At 67.4% G+C, this 25,360-nt stretch carries 28 protein-coding genes; 18 read left to right on the top strand and 10 right to left on the bottom strand.

Features of this window, described 5'->3' with window-relative positions; genetic code table 11:
• The first annotated feature begins 48 nt into the window (after positions 1-48).
• The 3 genes from eccD to eccE are packed head-to-tail and all read left to right on the top strand — an operon-like array spanning position 49 to position 3,868.
• A complete protein-coding gene (gene eccD, locus ACKY0W_RS01475; protein WP_409436088.1) occupies positions 49-1,482 on the top strand; it encodes a type VII secretion integral membrane protein EccD in 1,434 nt (477 codons plus the stop codon).
• Positions 1,479-2,900 (top strand): type VII secretion-associated serine protease mycosin, encoded by a 1,422-nt coding sequence (gene mycP / locus ACKY0W_RS01480; protein ID WP_409436089.1) that lies wholly within the window; start codon positions 1,479-1,481, stop codon positions 2,898-2,900. The genes eccD and mycP overlap by 4 nt, the downstream gene beginning before the upstream one ends.
• Entirely contained in the window at positions 2,897-3,868 is a 972-nt protein-coding gene (eccE, locus tag ACKY0W_RS01485; RefSeq protein ID WP_409436090.1) for a type VII secretion protein EccE, read from the top strand. The genes mycP and eccE overlap by 4 nt, the downstream gene beginning before the upstream one ends.
• Positions 3,869-3,934: 66 nt before the next feature.
• On the opposite strand, the gene ACKY0W_RS01490 is transcribed toward eccE, so the two are convergent.
• From ACKY0W_RS01490 to bluB, 3 genes are read right to left on the bottom strand one after another with little or no spacing between them, the layout of a single operon-like run.
• On the bottom strand, positions 3,935-5,128 hold the full coding sequence (locus ACKY0W_RS01490) for an alpha/beta hydrolase family protein (protein ID WP_409436091.1): 1,194 nt from the start codon (positions 5,126-5,128) through the stop codon (positions 3,935-3,937).
• A gap of 57 nt (positions 5,129-5,185) precedes the next feature.
• Entirely contained in the window at positions 5,186-6,085 is a 900-nt protein-coding gene (locus ACKY0W_RS01495) for an amidohydrolase family protein (protein WP_409436092.1), read from the bottom strand.
• Positions 6,082-6,732 (bottom strand): 5,6-dimethylbenzimidazole synthase, encoded by a 651-nt coding sequence (gene bluB, locus ACKY0W_RS01500; protein WP_409436093.1) that lies wholly within the window; start codon positions 6,730-6,732, stop codon positions 6,082-6,084. The genes ACKY0W_RS01495 and bluB overlap by 4 nt, the downstream gene beginning before the upstream one ends.
• Positions 6,733-6,769: 37 nt before the next feature.
• Between bluB and ACKY0W_RS01505 the strand changes: the two genes are divergently transcribed.
• From ACKY0W_RS01505 to ACKY0W_RS01520, 4 genes are all read left to right on the top strand, one after another.
• Positions 6,770-7,108 (top strand): hypothetical protein, encoded by a 339-nt coding sequence (locus ACKY0W_RS01505; RefSeq protein ID WP_409436094.1) that lies wholly within the window; start codon positions 6,770-6,772, stop codon positions 7,106-7,108.
• Between the two features lie 3 nt (positions 7,109-7,111).
• On the top strand, positions 7,112-7,795 hold the full coding sequence (locus ACKY0W_RS01510; protein WP_409436095.1) for a phosphatase PAP2 family protein: 684 nt from the start codon (positions 7,112-7,114) through the stop codon (positions 7,793-7,795).
• Entirely contained in the window at positions 7,782-8,018 is a 237-nt protein-coding gene (locus tag ACKY0W_RS01515; protein WP_409436096.1) for a hypothetical protein, read from the top strand. Before ACKY0W_RS01510 ends, ACKY0W_RS01515 begins: the two co-directional genes overlap by 14 nt.
• Before the next feature lie 73 nt (positions 8,019-8,091).
• Complete coding sequence (locus ACKY0W_RS01520; RefSeq protein WP_409436097.1) at positions 8,092-8,748, top strand: L,D-transpeptidase; 657 nt, start codon at positions 8,092-8,094, stop codon at positions 8,746-8,748.
• Between the two features lie 5 nt (positions 8,749-8,753).
• Here the strand turns inward: ACKY0W_RS01520 and ACKY0W_RS01525 are convergent, their stop codons facing one another.
• Together ACKY0W_RS01525 and ACKY0W_RS01530 are read right to left on the bottom strand one after the other, a co-directional pair.
• Positions 8,754-9,053 (bottom strand): DUF732 domain-containing protein, encoded by a 300-nt coding sequence (locus tag ACKY0W_RS01525; RefSeq protein ID WP_409436098.1) that lies wholly within the window; start codon positions 9,051-9,053, stop codon positions 8,754-8,756.
• Positions 9,054-9,077: 24 nt separating this feature from the next.
• On the bottom strand, positions 9,078-9,392 hold the full coding sequence (locus ACKY0W_RS01530) for a DUF732 domain-containing protein (RefSeq protein WP_409436099.1): 315 nt from the start codon (positions 9,390-9,392) through the stop codon (positions 9,078-9,080).
• A gap of 260 nt (positions 9,393-9,652) precedes the next feature.
• Between ACKY0W_RS01530 and ACKY0W_RS01535 the strand changes: the two genes are divergently transcribed.
• Together ACKY0W_RS01535 and ACKY0W_RS01540 are read left to right on the top strand one after the other, a co-directional pair.
• The gene (locus ACKY0W_RS01535) at positions 9,653-10,816 is read left to right on the top strand and encodes a PPE family protein (protein ID WP_409436100.1); all 1,164 of its coding nucleotides are present in this window, start codon (positions 9,653-9,655) and stop codon (positions 10,814-10,816) included.
• A gap of 12 nt (positions 10,817-10,828) precedes the next feature.
• Positions 10,829-12,061 carry a PPE family protein gene (locus ACKY0W_RS01540; RefSeq protein ID WP_409436101.1) on the top strand — a complete coding sequence of 411 codons (1,233 nt, stop codon included), beginning with the start codon at positions 10,829-10,831 and terminating at the stop codon, positions 12,059-12,061.
• 11 nt (positions 12,062-12,072) lie between these two features.
• Here ACKY0W_RS01540 and ACKY0W_RS01545 read toward each other — a convergent pair whose 3' ends face one another.
• Positions 12,073-12,708 (bottom strand): TetR/AcrR family transcriptional regulator, encoded by a 636-nt coding sequence (locus ACKY0W_RS01545; RefSeq protein WP_409436102.1) that lies wholly within the window; start codon positions 12,706-12,708, stop codon positions 12,073-12,075.
• A 39-nt stretch (positions 12,709-12,747) separates the two neighbouring features.
• Between ACKY0W_RS01545 and ACKY0W_RS01550 the strand changes: the two genes are divergently transcribed.
• From ACKY0W_RS01550 to ACKY0W_RS01575, 6 genes are all read left to right on the top strand, one after another.
• Complete coding sequence (locus tag ACKY0W_RS01550) at positions 12,748-13,974, top strand: hypothetical protein (RefSeq protein ID WP_409436103.1); 1,227 nt, start codon at positions 12,748-12,750, stop codon at positions 13,972-13,974.
• A 105-nt stretch (positions 13,975-14,079) separates the two neighbouring features.
• Positions 14,080-14,808 (top strand): hypothetical protein, encoded by a 729-nt coding sequence (locus tag ACKY0W_RS01555; protein WP_409436104.1) that lies wholly within the window; start codon positions 14,080-14,082, stop codon positions 14,806-14,808.
• Between the two features lie 84 nt (positions 14,809-14,892).
• The gene (locus ACKY0W_RS01560; RefSeq protein ID WP_406759861.1) at positions 14,893-15,285 is read left to right on the top strand and encodes a hypothetical protein; all 393 of its coding nucleotides are present in this window, start codon (positions 14,893-14,895) and stop codon (positions 15,283-15,285) included.
• 67 nt (positions 15,286-15,352) lie between these two features.
• A complete protein-coding gene (locus tag ACKY0W_RS01565; RefSeq protein WP_406759889.1) occupies positions 15,353-16,249 on the top strand; it encodes a family 16 glycosylhydrolase in 897 nt (298 codons plus the stop codon).
• 409 nt (positions 16,250-16,658) lie between these two features.
• Positions 16,659-18,086 carry a hypothetical protein gene (locus ACKY0W_RS01570; protein WP_409436105.1) on the top strand — a complete coding sequence of 476 codons (1,428 nt, stop codon included), beginning with the start codon at positions 16,659-16,661 and terminating at the stop codon, positions 18,084-18,086.
• 97 nt (positions 18,087-18,183) lie between these two features.
• Positions 18,184-19,005 (top strand): 1,3-beta-glucanase, encoded by an 822-nt coding sequence (locus ACKY0W_RS01575; protein ID WP_409436106.1) that lies wholly within the window; start codon positions 18,184-18,186, stop codon positions 19,003-19,005.
• Here the strand turns inward: ACKY0W_RS01575 and ACKY0W_RS01580 are convergent.
• Genes ACKY0W_RS01580 through ACKY0W_RS01590 form a run of 3 tightly spaced genes read right to left on the bottom strand, consistent with a single transcriptional unit; the run spans position 19,002 to position 21,376 of the window.
• Positions 19,002-19,895 carry a hypothetical protein gene (locus ACKY0W_RS01580; RefSeq protein WP_409436107.1) on the bottom strand — a complete coding sequence of 298 codons (894 nt, stop codon included), beginning with the start codon at positions 19,893-19,895 and terminating at the stop codon, positions 19,002-19,004. The two genes, ACKY0W_RS01575 and ACKY0W_RS01580, sit on opposite strands and share 4 nt — an antisense overlap.
• Positions 19,896-19,923: 28 nt before the next feature.
• The gene (locus tag ACKY0W_RS01585; protein WP_409436108.1) at positions 19,924-20,547 is read right to left on the bottom strand and encodes a TetR/AcrR family transcriptional regulator; all 624 of its coding nucleotides are present in this window, start codon (positions 20,545-20,547) and stop codon (positions 19,924-19,926) included.
• Positions 20,537-21,376 (bottom strand): oxidoreductase, encoded by an 840-nt coding sequence (locus ACKY0W_RS01590; protein WP_409436109.1) that lies wholly within the window; start codon positions 21,374-21,376, stop codon positions 20,537-20,539. Before ACKY0W_RS01590 ends, ACKY0W_RS01585 begins: the two co-directional genes overlap by 11 nt.
• Positions 21,377-21,502: 126 nt before the next feature.
• Here ACKY0W_RS01590 and ACKY0W_RS01595 point away from each other — a divergent pair, with 126 nt between their 5' ends.
• The 3 genes from ACKY0W_RS01595 (at position 21,503) to ACKY0W_RS01605 (ending at position 23,893) form a co-directional block, all read left to right on the top strand.
• Entirely contained in the window at positions 21,503-22,417 is a 915-nt protein-coding gene (locus ACKY0W_RS01595) for a LysR family transcriptional regulator (protein ID WP_409437915.1), read from the top strand.
• A gap of 91 nt (positions 22,418-22,508) precedes the next feature.
• On the top strand, positions 22,509-23,009 hold the full coding sequence (locus ACKY0W_RS01600; RefSeq protein WP_409436110.1) for a hypothetical protein: 501 nt from the start codon (positions 22,509-22,511) through the stop codon (positions 23,007-23,009).
• Positions 23,010-23,431: 422 nt separating this feature from the next.
• A complete protein-coding gene (locus ACKY0W_RS01605; RefSeq protein WP_409436111.1) occupies positions 23,432-23,893 on the top strand; it encodes a hypothetical protein in 462 nt (153 codons plus the stop codon).
• Positions 23,894-24,203: 310 nt separating this feature from the next.
• Here ACKY0W_RS01605 and ACKY0W_RS01610 read toward each other — a convergent pair whose 3' ends face one another.
• Positions 24,204-25,307 carry a hypothetical protein gene (locus ACKY0W_RS01610; protein ID WP_409436112.1) on the bottom strand — a complete coding sequence of 368 codons (1,104 nt, stop codon included), beginning with the start codon at positions 25,305-25,307 and terminating at the stop codon, positions 24,204-24,206.
• Positions 25,308-25,360 lie beyond the last annotated feature (53 nt).

The raw sequence follows: 25,360 nt of genomic DNA on the forward strand, positions 1-25,360 counted from the left end.
AAACAGCGAGAAGAACGTCCTAGCAGAGAAAAAGAATAGGGAACACCAATGACCGAAGCCCCGGTGCTGACCAGCGCCGTCATGCCGATTGTCCGCATCGCGGTTCTGGCCGACAGCCGGCTGACCGAGATCGCCGTGCCCGCGGAGTTGCCGCTGCGCGAAATCCTGCCTGCGGTGCAACGCCTGGTGGCCCCGGATGCCGGCGACGATGCCGAGCCGGCTGCCGGTGCCACCACCCGGCTGAGCCTGGCGCCGGTCGGCGGCGCACCGTTCAGTCTGGACGCCAGCCTGGACACCGTCGGGGTCGTGGACGGTGACCTGCTGGCGCTGCGTCCTGTCCCGGTCGGTCCTGCGGCGCCGGGCATCGTCGAGGACATCGCCGATGCTGCCGTCATCTTCTCAGCGTCTCGTCGTAACCCCTGGGGCGCCAAGCACATTCAACGCGCTGCGTTGGCCGCCGGGACGGGGCTGATCCTCGCCGCCACCGGGCTGGCCGCCGCGCACCGTGCAGTCACCGGTGAACCGGCCGGCCTGTTCGCCGCAGGGGCCATCGCCCTGCTCACGGTGCTCGCTGCGCTGCTGTGCCGCACGCGGTCGGCCGAAGCCGCACTCACCCTGTCGATTGCGGCACTGGTCCCGCTTGCCGCGGTGGGCACCCTGGCGGTGCCTGGGCAGTTCAGTCCGGCCCACGTGGTGCTGGGCGCGGCCGCGGTCAGCGCATGGTCGCTGATCAGCCTGATCTTGCCGCCGGGCGGTCGTGGCGAGCGCGGGATCGCGTTCTTCACCGCCGCAGTGGTTGTCGGCGTCGGGGTGCTGGCGGCGGCCGCCGTCAAGACTTTCTGGGAACTGCCGCCTCTCACCGTCGGCGCTGGCCTGATCACTGCGTCTCTGCTGCTGACCGTTGCCGCACCGCAGGTTTCGGCGTTGTGGGCGCGGCTGCCGTTGCCGGTGATCCCGGCGCCGGGCGACCCGACCCCGTCGGCGCTGCCGGAGAGCGTGCTTGCGGATCTGCCCCGCCGGGTCCGTGTCACTGACGCCCACCAGACCGGCTTCATCGCCGGCTCGGTGCTGCTCGCTGTGCTTGGTTCGGTCGCCATCGCCTTTGCACCTGAAGGGCTTTCGGGCTGGGCGTGGTACGTCGTCGCGGGTATCGCGGTGGCCTCGGTGCTGCGGGCCCGGGTGTGGGACTCGGCGTGGTGCAAGGCGTGGCTGCTCGCCGAGCCGCACCTGACCGCGATCGTGCTGCTGGTCGGCTACGCGGCCACCGGCCGGTATGCGGCTGCCTTCGGTGCCGTGCTGGTCTTGGCCGCCTTGGTGGCGGTGTGGGCGGTGGTCTCCTTGAGCCCGTCCGTGGCGTCGCCGGAGAGCTACTCGCTGCCGGTCCGCCGCCTGGTGGGCTTCTTGGCTTCGGGTGTCGACGCCTCCTTGATCCCGGTCATGGCCTACCTGGTCGGTATTTTCGCCTGGGTTCTGTCTCGATGACCGTTGCCGTTCAACACAGTCGGAGCCGATCGGCGATCCGCGGAGCCGGCGTCGCGATGCTGGCCGCCTTGCTGACCAGCTCGCCGGCGTTGGCCATCACCCCGCCGACGGTCGACCCGACGGTGCCGCCGCCCAGCGGGGCACCCGGACCCGTCGCTGCGATGGAACAGCGCAGCGAGTGCATCAGCTCGGGTTTGATGCCGGGCAGCAACCTGAGCTCCGCGACGGCCGGACAGCGCATGCTCGACCTGCCCGCCGCGTGGCAGTTCTCCCGCGGCGAGGGCCAGACAGTGGCCGTCATCGACACCGGCGTCCGGCCGGGCCCGCGACTGGGCGCGGTGGACGCGGGCGGCGACTACATCGGCACCACCGACGGCCTGACGGACTGCGACGGGCATGGAACCCTGGTTGCCGGGATCGTGGCCGGCCAGCCGGGTGATGACGGATTCAGCGGGGTGGCCCCGGCGGCCCGCCTGCTGTCGCTGCGGACCGCCTCGGCGACGATCTCGCCGCGCCTGGGCGGCGACGATCCGCGGACAACTCGGGTGGTCACCGACATCACCGCACTGTCGCGGGCGATCGTGCACGCCGCCGACCTCGGTGCTCGGGTCATCACCATCTCCACCACCACCTGCCTGCCGGCCGACCGCAACGTCGACCAGACGGCGTTGGGCGCGGCCTTGCGCTACGCGGCGGTGGAAAAGGACGCGCTGATCGTGGCGGCCGCCGGTGACGCCGGCCAGACCGGATCGGTCGGCGGCGGTGGGGAGGCGTGCGAGTCCAATCCGCTCACCGACCTGAGCCGCCCGCAGGACCCGCGCAACTGGGCCGGGGTGACGTCGCTGTCGGTGCCGTCGTGGTGGCATCCCTACGTGCTCTCGGTGGCGGCGCTGTCGTCGAGCGGCCGGCCATCCGGATTCACCATGGCCGGACCGTGGGTCGGTGTCGCCGCCCCGGGCGAAGACATCGTCTCGGTCAGCAACCGCGAAGACGGTGGTCTGGCCAACTCCCTGCCCGGCAACCAAGGCCGGCCGGTGCCGCTCACCGGCACCGGGTACGCCGCCGGCTATGTGGCCGGCGTGGCCGCGCTGGTCCGCGGTCGCTACCCGGACCTGAATGCCATGCAGGTTGCGCACCGGATCGTTTCCACCGCGCACAACTCCGCGCGTGCACCTTCGGATGTGGTGGGCGCCGGAATGATCGACCCGGTGGCCGCCCTGACCTGGGAACTGCCCCCGGTCGCGGACCCGGCCGCCTCACCCGCGAAGAAGATCTCCCCACCCCCGGCGCCGCAACCCGAGGACCCGGCGCCACGGATCGTGGCCTTCGCCGGAACCGCGCTGCTGGCCGGGTTGGTCGTCGCCGTCGCCACCGGCGCCGCGGCGGCCGCTCGCCGACGAAAGGAAGACCAGCTGTGAGCTCGCACCGAACCACCATTCCCCGACCCGGACCGGCCCGGATCACCTTGGTGCTGTTGGCCGTGGTACCCGCGCTGATGGCTAGCCCCTGGGAGACCACCGCGCAGCGCTGGGCGCTTGCCGTCGGCGTCCTTGTGACGATCCTGCTGCTCGGCTGGTGGCGTGGCCTGCACTTCACCACGATCGCCCGCCGCCGGTTGTCGATGTTGCGCTCGCGCGGCGGTGCGCACACCGACCGCCGGGACGCTGCCGGCGCGCGGGCGACGGGGGCGCTGCGGATCACGGCCTCGGCAGCAGGGAATGCTGTTCCGCTGTCGCTGATCGCCAGCTACTTGAACCGGTACGGCCTGCGGGCCGACACGGTGCGCATCACCAGTCGCGCCGGTGCGGGATCCACCGACACCTGGATCGGACTGACATATGCGGCCGCACCGAATCTGGCCGCACTGCAGGCCCGCTCGGCGTCCATCCCGCTGCAGCGGACCGTCGACATCGCCGTGCGACGCCTCGCCGATCACCTCCGCGAAATCGGTTGGGAAACAACGATCGTTGCCGACGACGAGATCCCCACGCTGATCGACGCCGGTGCCCGGGAAGCATGGCGCTCAGTGGTCGACGGCTCAGGTGACCATGTCGCCGCCTACCAGGTAGGGATCGACGCGGCGCTGGCCGACACGATCAGCCGGATCCAGGCTGTCAATGCCAGTGAGACCTGGACGGTCCTGGAAGTGGCCGAAGACGACGGCCAGCAGACCATCGCCGCGGCCTGCGCGCTGCGTACCGGTTCGGCACCCGACGGTGGCGCCCCGCTGGCCGGACTCCTTCCGCAGCAGGGCAATCACCGCAGTGCGCTGCTGGGCTTGCACCCGCTGTCCGGCAGCCGCCTGGACGGCCACACCACGGTGTCGGGCGACGATCTCGCCGGCCTGCGGTGGCCTGTCACGGCGGCGGCTGCGGCCGCGCGCTAGCGGCGATCGCAAGCGCGGCGGAGCCGGGCGCGGCGGGTCGCCGCCATAGGGCTAGCCGTCGTAGGGCTAGAACATGTAGGGCCGCAGGAACGCGGTCATCCTGCGCAGGTAGGTCGGTTGGCTGACGTGCAGCACATGGTTTCCCGGAAACCAGTGCAGCGCGCACTGATCCCAGTGATGCCACAGCATTTCGGATTGCTCCGGTGGTGCCAGCCGGTCGCCAAGGCCGGTGATGATCAGTCGCCGTTCCTTGGCCACCAGCGGGGCGTAGTTCAGCGGTGAGTGGTAGGCCGTTGCAGCGACGAACTCGTCGCCGGCGACCTGCCCCAGCCGTTGTCCCCCCCGCAGCACCAGGTTGGCTGGAAACCAATCGCGGATCTCCGATTCGACGGCGACGACCGGCACATTCGGGATCACCGCCTGCAGGCGAGGTTCGACGGCGGCCAGCAGGGCAGTGGTGTAACCGCCCAGTGACAGACCGGTCAACGCGAAGCGGTCGACACCGGTGGACTCCAGATAGTCGACCATCGATCGGAAGTCGTGAACCGCCTGGGCCATCGCCTCGGCGAAGCCCGACATGCCGTGCGAGAAGTAGCCGTATCCGCTGAAGGGCGAGTGTTTTTCGGCCCGGCGACCGTGGAAGGGCAGGGTAAACAGGGCAACGTCGTACCCGGTGCGGAAGAACCACGGCAGTGAGAAGAAGAGCCCGTTGAACAAGTAGGGCGACCCCATGAACCCGTGGATGACGCACAGTGTCGGCCGGGGTCCGTCGTCGTGGCGCCAGTGCTGAAATCGTGCGGTGTTGTTGTTTCCCAGGGCATGCCATGAATCACGCATCGCCGGATTGACCGCTTCGAAACCGCTGCGGAACGAGACGTTCTCGACCGTGCCGCGCGCGATCCGCTCCGCGATGGGATTGGCCCGCCGCGCCGAAACCCTCGGCCGCTCCGCGGGTGCGGGAAAAGACCGGATTGGGTCGTGATGCGACGCCAGATCGGCATAGAACGCCAGCCGTTCCCGCTCCTGCCGTGACTGCTTGCGGCCCACCGCCGTGGTGAGCACCGATGGGATCATCGCTGCGGCAACCAGGGAGGCGACCGCGGTGCGCAAGCCGATGTCAGCGAAGGCCGACGCATCCACGATCGCCTTCTCCCGCAACGACAACTCGCTGCGCCGCGGCAGGCCCTGTGCGCCGGCGTCGGCACCCGGAATATCGGGAATGGGGATGGGCGGGTTGATCGGGGTGACGTCAGTGCTCACGGTCGCCGGCCTTTCTCGGGTGCTGGTCGCCCTGGCCCTGCGGCCACCGGTGCGTCGTCAACCGGATGGTAACTCGACTGCGAAGAGCCGCGCGGCATTGTCGTGCAGAACCCCGCGCAGCCAGGTGTCGTCGACGCCGGGAAGGGCGGTGATCGCTTCGAGCGCCTCACGGTAGCCGTACGGGATGTTCGGAAAGTCGCTGCCGAACAGAATCCGCTCTCCGGCGGTGCGTAAGCGCGGATCGACGCCGGTCGGGAACGGCATGAGCTCGTCGACGAACGCGGTGAAGGCCATTGTGGTGTCGAGGTGCACGCTTGGCGAATCCAGGCAGATGTCGAGGAATTCGTCGTACTCAGGCATGCCCATGTGCGCGATGATCAACGTAAGTCGCGGGTGGCGGCGCAGTAACCGTCGCACCGGTTCAGGCCCGGTGAACCGGCCGGGTTGCGGGCCGGAGCCGCAATGGATGACGACCGGGATCCCGCAGTCCTCAATCACTCCCCAAACCTCGTCGAGCAGCGGGTCGGTCGGGTCGTAGTCGCCGACCTGGATGTGTGCCTTGAAGATTCGGGCTCCAGCGTGGATTGCGGCCTTGACGTAGTCGGCCGCCCCGGGCTCCGGGTAAAAGGTCGCCGTGGGCAGGCAATCCGGTGTGTCGTTGGCGAATTGGGCTGCCCACTGGTTGAGCCAGGCGGCCATATCCGGCCTGTGCGGGTACACCAGGGAGGTGAATCGGCGTACCCCGAACGCACGCAACGCATCGACGCGCTTGGACTCATCCATCCGGTAGGTGATGGGCCAGGGCCGGCCGACCATCGGGCCGGCCGCATCGAAGTACTTCCACACCTTGTCCATCACCGACTTGGGCATGAAATGGGTGTGGACGTCGATGATCCCCGGCAGTCCGAGTCCCGACCAGACCCGGCGGACCGCGGCGGCCTCGTCGTCGTGTGTCATGAGGTCTCCCAGGTGTTTTCGGACACGAACTCGCCCAAGGGCTGTCGGTAGGCCCACTCGTCGATCTCCAATGCCGGCCGGTCCGGAAACTCTGGGACGGGCCCCAGGCACAGGATCGCCACGGGCTCTGCGTCCGAGGGCATTCCCAGCAACTGCGCCAGCGCCGCAGGTTCGAACAGTGACACCCAGCCCATGCCCAGCCCCTCGGCGCGGGCGGCCAGCCAGAGGTTCTGAATCGCGCATGACACCGACGCCAGATCCATCTGCGGCAGGGTCCGACGACCGAAGATGTGTGCCTGCCTGCCGTCTCGCAAGGCCACCACCAACAGTTCGGCGCACTCGCGGATGCCTTCCACCTTCAGGGCCAGGAATTCCTGTTCGCGACGGCCCAGTGCCTCGGCGGTGCGATGGCGTTCCTCGTCGACCAGGGCGTGGATCCGCTGTCGAAGGCCGTCGTCGGTGATCCGGACGAACCGCCACGGCTGCATCAGGCCCACACTGGGGGCGGCGTGAGCCGCCGCCAACAGGCGCGCCAGGACGTCGGGGTCGACCGTGCTGTCGGGCACGAATCGGCGCATGTCGCGTCGCTCGGTGATCACCCGGTACACGGCTTGGCGCTCCTGCGCGGTGAACGATGGATCAGCCACGGGATCATGGTAGGAGCCACAGGAAGGGACGCTCGTCATGAAACGTTCGCAACTGCTCGACCACTTCTCCGCCGATGCTGCCGCAAACCTCGTTTACGGCGAACCTCACCAGACTCCGGACGGGGCGACGGTCATCACCGCCGCGCGGGTGACCGCGTCGGGCCCGGACGGTTCGGACGTGACCGCCACACCTCTGGGGGTGGTGGTGATCCGCGGTGACAGGGCCAAGTGGGTGGCCGTGGTCGATGCGAACCGGATCGCGCTGGTCGGGGTGCTCACCGGGTTGCTGTCCGCCGTCATCACCTCGCTGGCGGTACTGCGCCGCCCGCCCTGGCCGGACCTGCGTGGCACCGGGGCTTCCCGCGGTGGGAACTAACTGGTGACGTCTTCGGCTGCGCGTGCAGCGCTGATCTCGGTGGCGGTCGCGGCGATGGTCTACGCGCTGATGTTGGTGGGTTATCTGCAGAGTTGGGGCTGGCTGGCCGGTGTCGACGCCGCCGCACTGGACGCGAGCTACGACGTCGCGGCCAAACACCCGATCTGGGTCCGGTTCTGGGATGGCATCTCCACCGTTTTCGAACCGGCGGTTTTCCGGGCGGTGGGCATGGTGGTGGCCCTGGTCGCGGTGCTGCGCCGTCGGCTACGCGCGGCGTTGTTCCTCTTGGCTGCCGTGGAGACCAGCGGGCTGCTGACCGTGCTGGCCAAGGGCTCGGTCGGCCGGCCGCGGCCGGTGACGGCGCTGGTCACGGCGTCCTCGACCTCGTTTCCCTCGGGGCACGCCCTAGGGGTGACGATCGGTGTCGGTGCGCTGTTGCTGCTGGCGCTGCCCGTGTTGCGGCGCAACGCCAAGGTGGCGGCCGTGAGCGTCGGCCTGCTGGTGGTGGGTGCGGTCGGGGTCTCCCGGGTAGCGCTCAACGTGCACCATCCCTCCGACGTGCTGGCCGGCTGGGCGCTGGGCTGGGCCTATCTGACGGTGTGGGCTCTGGTGCTGCAACCGTGGCGGCGAGCGGGGTTGACCGGGTCGGCCGGTGCGCCGCAGGATGATCGTGATGACCAGCAGTAACGCCGATCCGGTGGGCGCACTCGTCTGCTCCCGCAAGGGCTGCAGTGCCGACGCGGTGTACGGCATGCTGTGGAACAACCCGAAACTGCACACCCCCGAACGTCGCAAGGTCTGGCTGACGTGTCCGCAGCACCGGCAGTACTTTCGCGACTATCTGTCGTCGCGCGGCCTGCTCAAAGGTGAGGCGCCGGTCGACGAACTGCAGCGCCGGGCGGGGTCGTGACCGCGGCGTCCTGAATTCCGGCGCGCCGTGAGCGGTGTTTGACCCGCTTCGGACGTGCGCAGATGATGAGTCAATGCGCCGACTTGTGAGCTTGTTCAGCGCTGCCCTGTGCACGGTTGCTGCGGCGCTGACCGCGGCGCCAGGAGCCCAGGCCGATGTCATGCCGTGGTTTGCCCGCTCGGTGGGCAATGCCAGTCAGGTGATCTCGGTTGTCGGGGTTGGCGGTTCGGACGCCAAGATGGACGTCTACCAGCGCAATGCGACGGGTTGGCAGCCGGTGGCCGCCGGGATCCCGACGCACGTCGGTTCGGCGGGCATGGCGGCCAAGGCAAAGAGCGGCTATCCGGCCACTCCGATGGGCGTCTTCACCCTGCCGTATGCGTTCGGCACCGCGCCGAACCCGGGCGGGGGACTGCAGTATGTGCAGGTCGGTCCGGACCACTGGTGGGACGGCGACGACCACAGCCCGACGTTCAACACCATGCAGGTGTGCAAGAAGGCGCAATGCGCGTTCGACACCAGTGAGAGCGAGAACCTGGAAATCCCGCAGTACAAGCACGCTGTGGTGATGGGGGTCAACACCGCGCGCAGTCCCGGTGACGGCGCCGCCTTCTTCTTTCACACCACCGACGGAGGCCCGACCGCGGGCTGCGTCGCCATCGACGACGCCAAGCTGGTGCAGATCATTCAGTGGCTGCGCCCAGGCGCGGTCATCGCGATCGCGAAGTAGTTTCCTCAGGCCTCTTCGCAGTAGGACGCGCGGGCGATGCTGACGAACTGCGACGCTCTGGTCAGGGTCAGGCTGGGGTTGGCGTTCTTCACGGCCTTGGCCGCCTGATTGGGGGAGTGCCCCCCGACGAGGTACTCGCACACCGAATGCCCGCCGGCGACCGCGTCGGCCGGATCCGGGTAGGAGATGCCCATCTTGTCGAGCGCGCTGAGGAAGCCGCTGTCATCGGTATCGGCGGCCGCCGGTGCGGCCAGGCCGAGCGCACCGGCCACCGCGAAGGCCGTCATGGCGAGTGTGCGGGACATGCGAACCGTCATGGTCTACCTCTGTCAATCCGTGATCGAGTCGGGGCAGAACGCCACTTGGGAGAACGTCACGAACCGGGCGGCGTTCTTCACCGACATGCTGCGGTTGGAGATCCGCACGGCGCGCGCGGCGGAATCTGAGTGATGTCCCTCGCCTAGGTAGGCGCAGACCTCCCGGCCGACGGCGACTGCGTCGACCGGATTGGTGTATTCGATGCCGGCCTGCTCGATCGCACTGATGAACATGGCGTCGGTGTCCGGGTCGGCGGCTGCCGGTGCAGCCACGCTGACCAGCGCCGCAGCGCCGATCGCGATCAAGGCCCATCGTGGATTTATCACAGTGACAACAGGATGGCTGACCTGAATTAACCCCTAGCGGCAACAAAATGAACCATCGGTGAACACCATCGGTACGGTGTGCGCCGGATGCGTCGCGCCGGTAGACGGCTGCCTAACAGTTCATTTACCCGCTACCCTGTTGACCACTTCGCCTTAACCTTCGGTTCATTTACATACCGTTTCGTGAGGATCGGAATAGCCGTTCGCAAACCGCTGAAGGCCACTGGTGTGCCACCTAGTGCCGTGAGCGAGGAGACATCGTGTACCTGGACTACGGGGTGCTGCCCCCGGAGATCAATTCGGGACGCATGTACGCCGGCCCCGGATCCGGCTCCATGCTGACCGCCGCTTCTGCGTGGGAGAACCTGGCCGCTGAGCTGAATACCGCTGCGGCGTCCTATGACTCGGTCACGTCAGGCCTGGCCGCCGGGCCATGGACCGGCCCGGCAGCGACGGCGATGGTTGCCTCCGCGGCACCGTATGTGACCTGGCTGCGTGGCGCCGGCGCTCAGGCCGAAACCACGGCTCGCCAGGCCACCGCGGCAGCGGAGGCCTACTCGACTGCGGTGGCCGCGGTGGTGCCACCACCGGTGATCGCCGCCAATCGCGTCCTGCTCAAGCAGCTGGTCGCCACCAACTTCTTCGGGCAGAACTCCCCGGCGATCGCCGAAGCCGAACTCCAATACGCCGAGATGTGGGCCCAGGACGCGGCGGCGATGTACCGCTACGCCGGTTCCTCGGCGGCCGCGTCGGCGTTGGCCGCGTTCAACCAGCCGCCCCAGACCACCAACGCAGCGGGGCAGTCCGCTCAGTCCGCCGCGGTTGCCCAGGCCGGGGTCGCGGCGGCCGGCAACGGTGCGGCCACCGACATCTTCAGTTCGTTGATTTCGATCATCGGTCAGATATCGCCGTTCACTGGGTTGGCCACCCAGGGCCTGAGCGCCACCATGACCGGTTGGTCGGGTACGGCCAACATGCTCAGCAACGTCAACAACGGGATCGGCCTGGCCGCGTTTCAGGCGGAGAACCCCGGCGGCCTGGATGAAATACTGCATCCGCCCAAGATCGGCCCGGCCGGTTTGGGCTTGGGAGGCCTGGGACTGGGCAAATCCGGACTCGGCAGCGCCGGGTTGGGCGCCGGACTGGGCAGTGTGGGGTCGTCGGCAAGCGCCGGAACTGCGCTCAAGATCGGGGCGTTGTCGGTGCCCCACGGCTGGGCGATGCCGGTCACGCTGACCTCGGCGGGCGTGCCGCTACCGGCCGCCGCGGTGCCGGCGGCGCCGGTCCTGGCCGGCAGTGTGCCAGGCGGGGCGTTCGGTGAGACCATGCTCGGCACCTTGGCCGGCCGGGGTCTGGGTGCGGCGACGTCGCGAGCTGCCGCTCATCGCCGGACCGTGGTGCCCCGTCCGCCGGCTGCAGGTTGATCCCCCAGCGACATGGATTTTGCGTTACTCCCCCCGGAGGTCAATTCCGGCCGGATGTACACCGGCGCGGGGGCAGCGCCGATGCTCGCCGCGGCGGCCGCCTGGGATGCCCTGGCCGCCGAACTGGAGACAGCCGCGGTCGGTTATGCCGGGGCGATCGAGAGTCTGATCGGGCACGCGTGGTCCGGGCCGACATCGGTGGCGATGGCCACCGCGGCGGCACCCTACGTGGCGTGGCTGCAAGCCGGGGCCGCCAACGCCGAGCAGACCGCGATACAGGCCAAAGCTGTTGCCGCGGCCTATGAGTCCGCCTTCGCGGCCACTGTCCCGCCGACGGTGGTGGCCGCCAACCGAACCCTGCTCGCCACCCTGGTCGCCACTAATTTCTTCGGCCAGAACACTCCGGCCATCGCCGCCACTGAAGCCGCGTATGCAGAGATGTGGGCCCAAGACGCCGTCGCGATGTACGGCTACGCGGCGGCGGCGATGCCGGCCAGCGCATTGCCGGAACTCGACCAGCCGCCGCAGACCACCAACCCGGCCGGGCCCGGCGCGCAGTCCACGGCGGTATCGCACGCGGCCGCCGGCAACGGCCAGGCATTGGCCCAGTCGACGCTGCAGCAGTTCGCGAATCCGGCGGCCTCAACAGACCCGCCGACGTGGTGGGAAACCCTTACCTCCGAATTGGGCCAGCTGACGCCGTTCAGCAGCATCGCCAGCAGCGGGCTGAGCTTCGACTCCAGCCTGTACACCGTGGTGAGCAACGGCGCCGGCTGGGGACGGCTGGTGTATGTCCGCGGTGGGACGGAGGGGGCGTTGACCTTCCTGGGGATCGGGCCGCGCGGTGTGCTGTCGGCGTCCACGACGCCGGTGATGGGACCGGGTATCGGCAGGGCGATCCCGATCGGCGGGCTGTCGGTGCCGCCGAGCTGGGCGACCGCGGCCCCGGAGATGAAGCCCATCGCCTTTACGTTGGCCGCCGCGCAGACCCCGTTGCCGGTGGCCGCCGGAATGCCGCCGGGAATGGCGTGTCAGGAGGCGATGATGGGAACGACCGCGGGCCAGGGCGCAACGCCCGCCGCCACCGACCGCCGCAACCAGAAGAGCAACGGCAAGAACGACGATCAGGACGGCAAGCCGATCACCACGCTGACCAACGGAAGCGGCTGGTTGGCGTCGTCCTGGGCGTATCACACCCGGCAGCGTGAGGGGCAGCCGCTGCCGTCGCACTGGCGGACGGGCTAGCGCGCGATCAGCTAACCGCGATCGCGCTGCAGGTAGTGGGCGACCATGTCGATCAGCGCCCGCCGCTCGGTCTGCCAGTCGATGGGTCCGCCCATAATCATCTGCGCCAACACAATTCCCCGCAGCGCTGCCCAGATCACCTCGGCGACACCGGAATCCGCGGGATCGTCGGAGACCAGCCGCCCCAACCTGTTGATCGCGGAGTTCATCTGCAGCAGGTGCTGATGGGACTGCTCGCCCAAACTGCCGCGAGTGGCCCGCAGGATCTCGAATGCGGCCAGTGAGGTCGGGCTGGCGTAGCAGCGCCAGGCGGTGTCCACGACCGCTTCGATTCGCTCATGCAGCCCCAGCTCGCTGACGTCGACTGCGGACAGACTCGTCAGCAGTTCGGTCACCCCGTCGTCGACCACGGCCATCAACAGGCCGTTGCGGTCTCCGAAGTGGTACTGGATGACTCCCCAGGTCACCCCGGCCCGTTCCGCGACGTGCTTGGCGGTCGCCGCGCCAAAACCCTCTTCGGTGATACAGCGCACCGTCTCGTCGATGATCCGGGCGCGGGTGTCGTCGCCGCGCTTGCGGGGCGCGCTGGTCCGCCGGGTCGGCCCAGAGGGCCCCGAAGCCCGAGTAGAACCAGCGGAAATAGTCATTGTTGACTTTATAACATAGACACAACTATTTTTTAGCTCGTGACCGAATCCAGGTATGCCTCGTTGTCCCGCGAGGAGTTGGCTGTCCTCGTGCCCGAACTGCTACTGATCGGGCACATGATCGACCGCTCCGGAATGGCCTGGTGCATCTCGGAGTTCGGCCGCGAGGAAATGGTGCAGATCGCCATCGAGGAGTGGGCGGGCTCCAGCCCCATCTACACCCGGCGTATGCAGCGCGCGCTGGGCTACACCGGCGACGACGTGTTCACCATCTTCAAGGGCCTGCAGTTCGACATCGGATCACCACCGCAGTTCATGGACTTCCGCTTCACCATCCACGACCGCTGGAACGGCGAATTCGAGTTGGCCAGCTGCGGTGCGCTGCTCGACGTGGAGCCCATGGGCGACGACTACGTCTTCGGCATGTGCCACACCATCGAGGATCCGACGTTCGACGCCACCGCGGTGGCCACCAACGTCCACGCGCAGTGCCGTCCCGTACACCGACCGCCCCGCACGCCGTCGGACCGGCAACCGCACTGCCACTGGACCGTCATCATCGACGAGGACTACCCGCCGGCCCAGCCGATTCCCGCGTTGGCGGTGATCAGTGAAAGCAAAGCCGCCACTTGGCAGCTCGACGACATCGATGCCGCCGACGAAGGTCTGGCGGACTACACCGGACCGCTGCTGGCCGACGTCGACTTCACCGCGTTCTCCCATTCGGCGTTGGTCCGTATCGCCGACGAGGTGTGCCTGCAGATGCACCTGCTCTACCTCTCCTTCGCGCTCGCGGTGCGGGCCCGGGCGGACTCCGATGAACTGGCCGCATCGGTGGGGCGGCGGCAGCTCACCGGCCTGGCCGGGCTGGGCGCCCAGCGAATCAAGAACGCGCTGAGGCTTCCCGGAGACATCGACGGTGCGCTACGCACCTTCGAGCTGCATCCGTTGCTCAACCCGATCGGCTACGTGCGCGCCGACATCGGCGAGCAAACCGTCACGGTGCACCCCTCGCCCGCGCACGACGACGGCGCGTGGATCACGCTGTGCTCGCCGCAGGACGTCAACCCGCTGCAGGCCATCGCGACCGCCGTGAACCCGCTCCTGCGGGTGGAGGTCGAAGGGTCGGCAAACGAGTGGACTGCCCGGCTTACCGAGAACGACACCGAGGCAAAGGAAATGCCCGAGGTGATGGTGACCAAGGTCAGCAGCGGCGCGGATTTTGTGTTCCGCACCCGCAAATCGCTGCCGCTGACCGTGGTGTGAATCGGCTGATAGCCCGCCGACCGCCGGTGTGTCGGCGATCCTGACCGGTTCGGCCCCGCCTATGGTGAGGCCATTCCAGCCGTTGTCGATCCAAGGTAGTCAGCCATGTACGACCCGCACGACGACGAGGCCACCAGGGAAGCAGAAGCGGTCGACGCAACTGACATGGCGCCGACCGTGATGTCTGCTCCCGGTTCCGGTGCTGTTGTGGACGCGTTCGCCTGGTCGCAGGAGGACGGCAGTGCTGGTGCCGAGCCGGTGCCCTACGTCGAGGACCCCTACTACGACCAGGATCTGAGTACCGGACGCCGCCCGACGGTGTCGGTGCCTGCTGCGCCGGTCCCGGGCCGTCGCGCGCCTTCGCGGCTACCGCGGTTGGCGCTCGGTGTGGGCATCGTGGTGGCGCTGATCGCTGTTGCCGGGGCGCTCTACAGCTTGGCCCGCAGTCAGGACGACGAGGCGCCGGTTGCGCCCGAGACCAGTGCCGTGGTGCCGCCGACCCCGACGCCCAGTGCGCCACCGCAGCCCAGCGCCCCCGCGCCGCCGCCCGTGGCCACAACGTCGCCACCGCCGCCGCCGAGCACCACGGCGCCGCCGCCGACCACGACGACGGCGCCGCCCACTACGACCACCACGACCACCACCGCGCCACCGACCACCACGACAACGACCACGGCGGCTCCGTCTACGACGACGACCACGACCGTTCCGCCCACGACCAGCGAACCGCCCAGCACCACGGTGCCGCCGGCCACCACCGTGCCGATGACAACCGAATACCTGCACATTCCCTTGGTGCCGATACCGATCCCGATCACGGTTCCGCAGAACTAGCTTGTGGGCGTCGCCTGAGATCGTGGCCGGATTAGCCCGGCGCAGGCACACTGGGGTGTGGCGACCGGGCGAAAGGAGTTCGCAATGGGCGACAACGGCGCGTTCGGATTCGATTCCGAGGATTTGGACCGCATGATGCGTGAGGCGGGCGAGGGGCTGCGCGCAGCATTCGACCGCTTCTCCGGGACATTCGGCTCCGCCGGGGAGAAAGCCGGCTGGGGTGCGATCTTCGCGGACCTGGCCCGGGCGGCGCGGGCCGAGCCGGCGACCACCGGCGAGACCGGTGACGGCGTGTGGGCTATCTATACCGTCGGCGGCGACGGGGCGGCGCGCGTCGAGCAGGTTTACGCCACCGAGATCGACGCGTTGCGTGCCAGTCAGCGCAATCCCGACCCGAATCGTCGAGTCCGGTTCCTGCCTTATGGGATCGCCGTGGGCGTGCTCGACGACAGCGTCGAAGACGATGAGGTGACATAGGCCACGTGGGCGGGCTTGTCTTGTTTGACACCGGTGCGGTGTGGGTTAGATTGCCACCGTGTCCGAGATGAACCGCCGCCAGGTCATGATGATGCTGGGTGCCGGCGCATTGGCTGCCGCAGCGCCCACCCCCCAGGCCAGAGCCGTTCCCGCGGTCCCGGGAGCGCCCGGCGACCCGGCGCAGCCGCCGTCTGGTCCCGCTGCGCCTGCGACGCCCCCGACCGGTGCCGCCAAGCCCGGTGGCTTCATCTGGCATGACGAGTTCGACGGGCCGGCCGGCTCGGCCCCCGATCGGTCGAAGTGGACGATCTCCAATCACCGGACCCCGATCCGTCGTCCGGTCGGCTGGGACCGGCCCGAGTACTTCTACCAGTACCGCGACAGCCGCAAGAACGTCTTCCTCGACGGCAACTCCAACCTGGTGATCCGGGGCACCCAGGAGGGCAACACCTTCTTCGGTGGCTTGGTGCACGGCAACTGGCGTGGCGGCATCGGCACCACGTGGGAAGCCCGCATCAAGTTGAACTGCCAGACGGCGGGCTGCTGGCCCGGATGGTGGCTGTCCAACGACGACCCGGGCCGTGAGGGCGAAATCGACCTGATGGAGTGGTACGGCAACGGCGAGTGGCCCTCGGGCACCACCGTGCACGCCAACCCCTACGGCACCGCATTCGAAACCTTCGCGCTCCCGGTGGACGGCAACTGGCACAACTGGCGGGTCACCTGGAACCAGAGCGGGATGTACTTCTGGCAGGACTACGCCGAGGGTATGGAGCCCTACTTCTCCGTCCCGGCCGTCGGCATCGAGAACATCGACGAACCGGGCCGGGAGTGGCCGTTCAACGACCCGGGTTACACGGTGTTCCCGATCCTGAACCTGGCCATCGGCGGATCCGGCGGCGGTGACGCCCGGGTGGGGAGTTACCCGGCCGACATGCTGATCGACTGGGTCCGGGTCTTCTAGCTTGCGGTCCGCCTCGCCCGCCGTGCCGGTTTCGGCCGGCGGAGAGTTCGTGCACTAATCGCGACACGGGTTCTTTTGCTTCCGCCCTCCGCCGGAAACGTTAACGAAACAGGCTGTCTTTCACAAGATCTCGATCAAGTTAGCCGTCTTGGCCACTGGTTGGTAGGACCTTGGAAATCGTACGCGGCACGGCGAGCCGGTATGTGATTTGCGCCACATCTCCGGAGTCTGCATGTGGAATCTGTTGCAGTTCAGCGGCATTGGCGAGCGACTCGACGCCCGTCAAGACTGGGCAGGGTCCGGCAAGGAGGTGGATCGCTGAGGTAGCGTCCCCCTCGCTCGCCATCTAAGGCGATGCTGAGGGAGACACGACTGCCTGACGGCAAGTCCACAGGAGGGGATTTCTTTGATGAGTCAACGTCACAACGGCGGCGCACGTCGGCGCGTGGTGGGCGCTGGGGGCGCCGTGGGTGCGTTCCTGGCGCTGGGCCTGAGCCCGCTGGCCGCAGCTCCGGCCGCCAACGCGGACTTCGACTTCGACTTCGGCGATGTGCTGAGCGCGCTCGGTTGGGACGACTCGGCCGACGGCACTGCGGTCTTTGACGGCTCGAGCTTCGACTTGGCCCTGCCCGGCGCCGCAGACAGCACTGGGCTGGAAGGCGTCTACGACTCGATCTACAGCAGCATCCACTCGATGGGCGACATGCTGATTCCGATCTTCGATGCGACCGGCATCAACACGCTGTTCGCGTTCGATGGCAGCTGTGGCTTGGTGTGCGATGGCGTTGACGCGTCTGTCAGCGACGACGGTGTGCTGACCGAGGCCACCAACGGTGGTCTGCTGTTCGGCGACGGCGGCAACGGTATCGCCGGGTCCGCGGGTGGCGATGCGGGCCTGATCGGCAACGGGGGCGACGGCGGCGCTGGCGCGTTGGGTGCCATCAAGGACGCCGAGGGCAACGTGATCGAGGGCACCAACAACGGTGGTGACGGTGGCGCCGGTGGTTCGTTGCTGGGCAACGGCGGCAACGGTGGCGTCGGCGCCGCTAACGGTGGCAACGGTGGCAACGGTGGCGCGGCGGCGATGCTGGGTGCCGGTGGCGATGGTGGCGTCGGCGGTGCCGGCAGTGCTGGGGCCAAGGGCGACAACGCAACCAACACGACGGCCGCGGAGACCGGTGCCAACGGTGGCAACGGTGGCAACGGTGGCAACGGTGGCAACGGCGGCTCGCTTATCGGTAGCGGCGGCAACTCGGGCGCCGGTGGCGCCGGTGGTACTGGTGGCGCCGGTGGCGACGGTTCGCTGGTCAACACCACGTTCAACAACAACGGTGGCAACGGCGGCGTCGGTGGCGAGGGCGGCGCGGCCGGAGCGAAGGCTGGAACCGCGGGCATCCTCGGTGGCAGTGCTGGCACGATCGGCACCGGCGGCAACGGTGGCGTCGGTGGCGCCGGCGGAACTGCTGGGTTCGGTGCGACCGCCGGTACGGGTGGCACCGGCGGTGCCGGCGGTGACTCGACCTCGGGCAACGGTGGCAACGGCGGTGCCGGTGGTACCGGTGGGGCTCGCGGCTCGAACGGTCTGGCGTCCGGTACCGGTGGCGTCGGCGGCGTGGGCGGCGACAGCGCCACCGCTACCGGCGGCAACGGCGGTACCGGTGGTACCGGGGGCAGTGCCTCGGGCGGGCTCACGGCCGGCGACGGTGGCCACGGCGGTGCCGGTGGCGCCTCCGGCGAGACCGCTGGTGCACCGGGCTCCGCAGGCGCCGACAACAACGGGACCAACCCCGGTGCTGGCGGCCAGGGCGGCGAGGGCGCTGCTCCGGCAGCCGGCTAGCGGCCCGCTACAACACGCGACAGGAGCCCCGCACACCTTCGGGTGTGCGGGGCTTCTGCCATTGATGCCTCGGCCGCTGTAGTGGTTTCATGCGAAGGTGGCCGAGATAAATCGACGCAGGCTGATGTTGACGACGGGATTCGGCATGCTTGCCGCCGCGATGCGCATGCCGGAGGCATGGGCCCGACCGGGGCCCGCCGATCCGCTGCCCGACGCGCCGTCGCAGACCTACCTCTTCAGCGACGAGTTCGACGGCCCGGCTGGTTCCGCGCCGGACCCGGCGAAGTGGGCGGTGGCGCAGGCCCGGGAATCGATGAAGGACCCGACGTTTTGGGAGCGTCCCGAGAACGTCGGCCAATACCGCGACGATCGCAAGAACGTGTTCGTCGACGGCAAGTCGAACCTGGTGCTGCGCGCCGCCAAAGATAGCGACAACTACTACAGCGGAAAAATCCAGAGCCGGTGGATGGGCGGTATCGGGCACACCTGGGAAGCCCGGATCAAGCTCGACTGCCTTACCGCCGGGGCTTGGCCCGCCTGGTGGATGGGCAACGAGGATCAAGGCGAGATCGACGTGCTGGAGTGGTACGGCAACGGCAATTGGCCATCGGCGACCACCGTCCACACGAGATCGAACGGTGCCGAATGGGCAACCCAACAGATCTCGATGGACAGCGCCTGGCACACCTGGCGGTGCCGTTGGGACACCGATGGCATCCGGTTCTGGCGCGACTACGTCGACGGAGCGGCACCCTACTTCTCCGTTCCGGCGAACTCGATCGCGGACTGGCCTTTCAATAATCCCGGCTACCAAGTGTTTTCGGTGTTCAACCTGGCGGTGGCCGGTTCCGGTGGCGGCGATCCACGACCGGGCAGCTACCCTGCCCAGATGCTCGTCGACTGGATCCGGGTCTTCTAAAGCGGGCTTACCTCGCCGGTCCCGCCGGGGCTGGCACCGTCTTCGCGGTCCTGGAGCCAAGCCACGCCTTGTTCGGCCGCTCGGATCAGCGCTCCACGTTCGCCGAAATAGGCAGCGAACAAACCGAACCCGGGCAGTACACCCAGACGTTGATAGAACTTCTTCGGGTGCGGGCGCTTGCTCACCTCGTCGAAAGTCGCGCGCAGGATGCCGGCCAGCTGCCAGACGGTGCGGGTGATCACCACCGGGGTCGATGACGTGATCGACTTCAGCGGCTTCCACCCGGGCGGGGGTGTTTCGGGAAGCGGTGCGGGATCGGGTTGCGTTGGTACGTCGACGTTCTCGGGGAGATGCCGCCCGCACAACACCTCGGCGAGCAGCCGGACCTGCTCGCGTCGGTCGGTGACGCCGTACTCGCGGGCCAGCGCGCACAACACGATGGCGTGGTTGACGAATCCCGCCAGCTCGCCCACCGGAATCACTCGGGTCAGCCAGCCGAACACCCCCGGGGAGGCGACCACCACGGTGTTGAGCGCACCCACCCGGTGTACCCACCAGTGCACCCGTTGCTCACGGCTCATCCGCTCCCAAGCCGCGGTGCCGGGCAGATCCGCGGCGTTGATCAGCTGGGCCCCGGCGTTCAAGGCGCGGTTGGTGACGTTGGGCCCGCGACCGGCGTCGTGACGGCGCCGCCGCAGCCGAAAGCGCCGGATGCGATGGGACAGGCCGCGGGGCGGGGTGAGCAGTCGGCGGGTGCGTTTGCGCAGCCCGATCGGATCGGCCTCGGCGAGCAGGTCGAGCAGCGGATCGATAACCGCGACCGCGCGGCCCAGTGCGTCGGCGACCTCGGAGTCGGTCAAGGTGGCGTGTGGCTTCGGAAACAGACCCATACCGGAGATTGTGGCGGGATCAGCCGGCTTAGGGGCCGTTTGGGGCGAGTGCACTGCGCAGCGCGACGTCGGCCAGCCGCCGCGCGTGTTCCTCGGTGAGTGGGCAGTGTCCACTCATACGGCGAAAGATGAGCGGCCCGAACAGCAGATCGATGACGTCGTCGATGGCGATGCCGGCGTCGACGTCGCCGCGGCTGACTCCCCGTTGCCACAGTTCGGTGATGGCCGCGCGGCGACCGTCGAGAAAGTAGTCCCGGAAATAGGCGGCGCCCGCCGCGTCTTCGACGCAGGCGGCGAGTAGCTGCGCGAATACGTCACCGCGACTACTCGCATAGAACGCCGAGACCCGCACCACCTGCTCGGTGAGATCGCCGACGGTGCTTCCGGTATCCGGCAGCGGCAGATCCTGGGCCATCATCGCGCCGAAAGCCTCGGCGGCCACCGCAGTCCGCGACGGCCAGTGCTTGTAGATGGTGGCCTTGCTGGCCCCGGACCGGGCCGCGATCGCGTCGACGGTGGTGGCGGCATAGCCGCCCTCGTCGAGCAGTTGCGCGGTCGCGTCCAAGATGGCCTGATGGATGCGATCGCTGCGGGCGCCGGTAGGCCGGACGAAGGCGGATTCGCCCGACCCGCCGGCGGTTTCAGACGACATCGTCGAAGTCGGTCGATGCCGAGACGCCGCGCCACTGCGCCAACTCGGCTTGCACGTGGGCGAGCTTGCTCTCGACTGCGGCGATGGTGTCATTGCCCAGCAACAGGCGCACCGGGGGCCGCTCGGATTCGACCACATCGATGATCGCGGCCGCCGCCTTGACGGGGTCGCCGGGCTGGTCGTGGTTGCGCTCGCCCGCGGTGATGCGCATCTTGCCCGCGGGCCCGTCGGCGTAGTCGTCGATGGTGTGCTGCTGGATTTGCAAGCTGGATGAGTCGAGGAAGTCCGTGCGGAAGTAGCCGGGCTCGACCACCATCGCGTGGATTCCCAGGGGTTGCAGTTCGGCGTGCAGCGCCTCGGAGAGGGCTTCGACGGCGAACTTGGTGGACGCGTACACGCCCCACCCCGGGGAGCTGACGAACCCGCCTACCGATGAAATGTTGACGATCGTGCCGGACCGCTGCGCCCGCAGTACCGGTGTGACCGCACGGGTGACGGTCAGCAGGCCGAACACGTTGGTCTCGTAGACGGCGCGAACCTCGGCGTCGGTGGCTTCCTCGACGGCGCCCAGCAGTCCACGGCCGGCGTTGTTGATCAGAACGTCGATGCGGCCGAAGCGGTCCACTGCCGTCTGCACGGCCTGGCGGGCCTGCGTCTCGTCGGTGACGTCGAGGGCCACGGCGAGCACGTTGTCGTTCTCGCCGAGCGACTCGGTGACGGTTGCCGCGTCACGCGCGGTCGCGACCACCTGGTGTCCGCGGTCCAGCAGGTCACGTGCGATCTGCAGGCCGAACCCGCGGGAAGCTCCTGTGATGAACCAAACGCTCATGTTCTCGCCCTTCGATAAATGAACTGTACGATCAGTTTAGTTATAGGGAGCGAACGATGCAAGATTTGAGTCGTCGCCGCAAGATGTGCGTCTATATTCGCTGGTATCGACATCAACACCCGCAAGCTGCGCCACTTCGTTGTGGTTGCCGAGGAGCTGCATTTCAGCCGCGCCGCCACCAGCCTGTGTATGACCCAGCAGGCGCTTAGCCGTGAGATCAAGGAGATCGAGGCGTCGGCCGGTGCCAAACTGTTGAACCGCACGACGCGGAAGGTAACGCTCACCCCGGCCGGCGATATCTTCCTGGCCGGGGCGCGGGAGATGCTGGCGACACTGGACGCCACGACCGCCGATATCGCACGGGCGGTCCGCGGACTGTCCGGGACGCTGCGGCTGGGTTTTGGGCCCGGTGGCGCACTGGAGTTGACCGGCCTGATCGTTGACGAGTTCCGTCGTTGCTATCCCAGCGTCGACGTCACCATGCGTGAATTCCCGATCGGCGATCCGTCGGCCGGGCTGGCGTCGGGAGTCAGTGATGTGGCGCTGCTGCGGTTGCCGGTAAGCACCCCCGATATTGAGGCGGAATCACTGTTCGTCGACCCGGTCGTCGCGATGGTGTCCGCCAACCATCGACTCGCTACCCGCTCCTCGGTATCGGTGCTCGATCTCATCGACGAACCGATTACGGTCACCGACACCACCGATGAGAATCACCGTGCATTCTGGTGTCTGGATGCCGTGCGCGATGACGTGACTGCGGCCCGGCGATTCCCGATCAACTCGGTCACCGAGGAGGCGCAGTTGGTTCAGGCCGGGGTGGCGGTCGCAATTACCAGTGCGGCGGTCACGCAGTACCTGCCGGCGCCGGGGGTGCAATGCCTGCCGATCGACGACTGGCCGGGGTCTGTGGTGGCGGTCGCCTGGCTGCGCGATGAGCCCAGCCCGCTGGTGGCGCGGTTCGTAGAGGTGGCTTGCGACGTTCGAGACCGGGAGGTCGACGTGGTACGCGCAATCGAGGGCCGACTGGCGGGGCGCTTCTAGAGCGGGGGCCGCCTTGCTTTGCCAGGGTTCGTTCATCTGCCGTTGCAAACGGAAAACATCGTTGACACATGACGCCGTTAGCGTTCGCGCTATGAGACTCGCCGTTACAGCGGTATTGCTGGCTACTACGTTCACGGGGGTGGCTGCGCCCGCCACGGCCGTTGCGGCGTGCGGGGATCCCGGCCAATCACTGTGTACCGGAGCCATTCCCACCGCCGATGAAGTGCTCGCCGCGATGGCCGAGCTGACCGACCCGAACATCCCGGCGGCGAACAAGACCAACATCGTCGCCCCCGGATTCACGCCCGAGGAAGCCCAGACCATCGACGAGCGCCTGCGCGAGACGCAAGAGGCCGGACTGTTGCCGTACCACTTCGTGGTCTCCGACATTCAGCCCGCGCCGGATAATTCCGCCGGAGCGACTGTCACCTCGGTGGGGGGCTTCCATGAAGAAAGCGCTCCTGAGCCCATCGGGCTGATTAACCAGGGTGGGCATTGGCTGATCGCTCACGACACCGCAGTCACCGCTCTGGAGCATTTCTGGCACAACGCCAACCGGCCGTTCGTGCCCATCGTGCCGCCGCTCAAATGAGCGTCGGGTCCCGGATGGTGAGGTCGGGACGGAGATCCCGGCATCGAAGGGCTTGCGCTGGTCAAACGTGGAGCCGATGACGGGAATCGAACCCGCGTATTCAGCTTGGGAAGCTATTTCCATGCCCGAACAGGGGTTCGGATAGACCCAGCTAGAGGCGGTTTCAGCTAACTAGAATTGCAGTTCTACCAGCGCATTTAGTACGTTTGGCATACGGCCGGGGTACGGCTCCGGTACGGACCCAGTTCGGCTGGGTACAAGGGACCAATAAGGGACCGTGCAATCCTGTCGGGTTACTTGCCCTTGCCCTTGCCCTTGCCCTTGCCCTTGCGCTTGTGGTTGGAGCGGGCATGGCCGCACGGGGCGGTCCAGACCAAAGGCCAGCACACTTCAACTCCCCCGATTCTCGGAAACCTACAACCGTGCCGGATACGCTGAACACAACCTGTGCGGGCTATGAGGAGGAATCAGTGGGAAAAGTTGTGACCGCCGCTGTGATGGCCGTGGGCGTTTGCATGGCGGGAACTGCATGTCAGGTCCCCAGTAGCGGCACCACCACCGGCCCCGCGCCGACCAACGCGCTAACTATGCCAACTGCCTCAGTGAGCACCCCGGTGCCCGTTCCCACAGTGCCGGTGGATCTTAGTGGCTCTGGAGAGTCAGTCCAGACGGCCAATCTTGAACCGGGCGGTTACACCGTTCAGTACACGAACACGAGCGGCTACCTGATCGTGGAACCGGTTAATCGCGACGGATCGACTGGCGGCTCAATCATCAACGCCACCCAGACGTCCGGCGTTACCAGCTATGCCTCCGGCGGACCGGTAACTCTCCATATCTACAACGGGGGCGATTGGACGTTGCACTTCGTTCCACTTTCATGACGCGGGGCTACGCGCGACCGGAGTAATGCCCAGACGAGGGGTGCTGCCGGGCTGGGCCAACCCTTTCACCAGCCCCCGCTGTGCCTGGGGGCTACCGCGCTACTTGGTCGCCGGGGTAGCCGCCAGGTGGGTCGCCCCGGCGGTATTTCCTCCGAGGCTGCGTCATGTCGGGTGCGCGCCCTCGGTACATCCCTCCCGCTGAGGGTGGCGCATGCTCCTTGCCGGGGGCTACCAGACCCGGCCCCCAGCTGAACTCGGTGGCGCCATCTTTGCCCCCGTACCACTCGCGGTTGAAACCCATCACGGGCTCCTATGTCTCGATGATGGGTGGGGTGTAGCTGGTGCTGTTCGTAATTTGAATTGCGACCGCTGCGCCGCGATGGCGGACACCAACACCAAAGGTTCGACTCAGATACGACTCAATGAGGGGATAGTCGTGCCAGTGGCCGGGAATCTGCCGGAGACCACGGTAGGCCGGATTTGAATGTTCTCTCACACCAATGGGATTCGACTCGCTGCCCGGACCTCCCGTTGCCACGATGGCAGCCCAGCCTTGGGGAATGAAATAAGACTCAATCACGAGAGCCCGACCGTAGGAGCCGGTGACGTCGAGCCCGCTATACTCCGGCGGCGGCACAGCGCCGTGCACGGTTTCGTTGCTTAGTCGAGCAGGCGCGTTTGAGCTTGCCACGAAGTCGAATCGGGGGACTTTGCTGGTGGCGTACTCGACACCGGCCCGCCACGTGGTGAGCTTTGCTGCTTCGACATCGTTGGGGTGTGCCAGAAGCAGGAATCGGGCGGATTGCGTACTGCCGTAGCCATGTTCAGAAATATGCCTGATCCCGGCCTCGATATCCATGCTATCGAGCGTGGTGCTTTCAGTTGTCAGAAAGTGATTGTGCGTAGCAGCGAATGATCGACCCATATGGTCGGGAGGTCGCATATCCCCGTTGTACAGTCCGTACACTGGGATTCCGAAGTCGTTGGTGTAAACGATATTCGAGAAAATCCGCTGCAGTATGGTCCCAGTTACGAGGCGGTTATCGGCAGCAAACGCCCTCGTAATCCTGTTCTCGACTTGGGCCCGATCTGCCCCGCGCAGGTAGCGCCAGGTCATTCGCAATGCCAGATCAAAATCTTTGATGCTGTAACCCAGCTTCAGGTACGACGGGTCCGAGATGCCCTGGGGAACACCATACTCCGAGGCCTCCTCGAACGACTCCGCCTTCACATTCTGCGCGACTGCGTCAGCGGCGTTGAGCGTGCTGTAGCTGAGTAAGCTTGCCAGAGCAGAACGGTGCTCGTTATAGAGCGACAAAGCCTCTGATAGTTCATCCCAGATAGCCGCAAGCGGTGTGCCGTCGTTCAGTTGGTTGACGAGAACATCCCCACTCGCCTGATATCCCTGTGGCATTTGAAATTCTCCCGACTCCCTTTACTGTTCGGGTCGACGCTACTCGGTTAACA

This window comes from Mycobacterium sp. SMC-14 (assembly GCF_046250075.1).
Lineage (GTDB): Bacteria > Actinomycetota > Actinomycetes > Mycobacteriales > Mycobacteriaceae > Mycobacterium.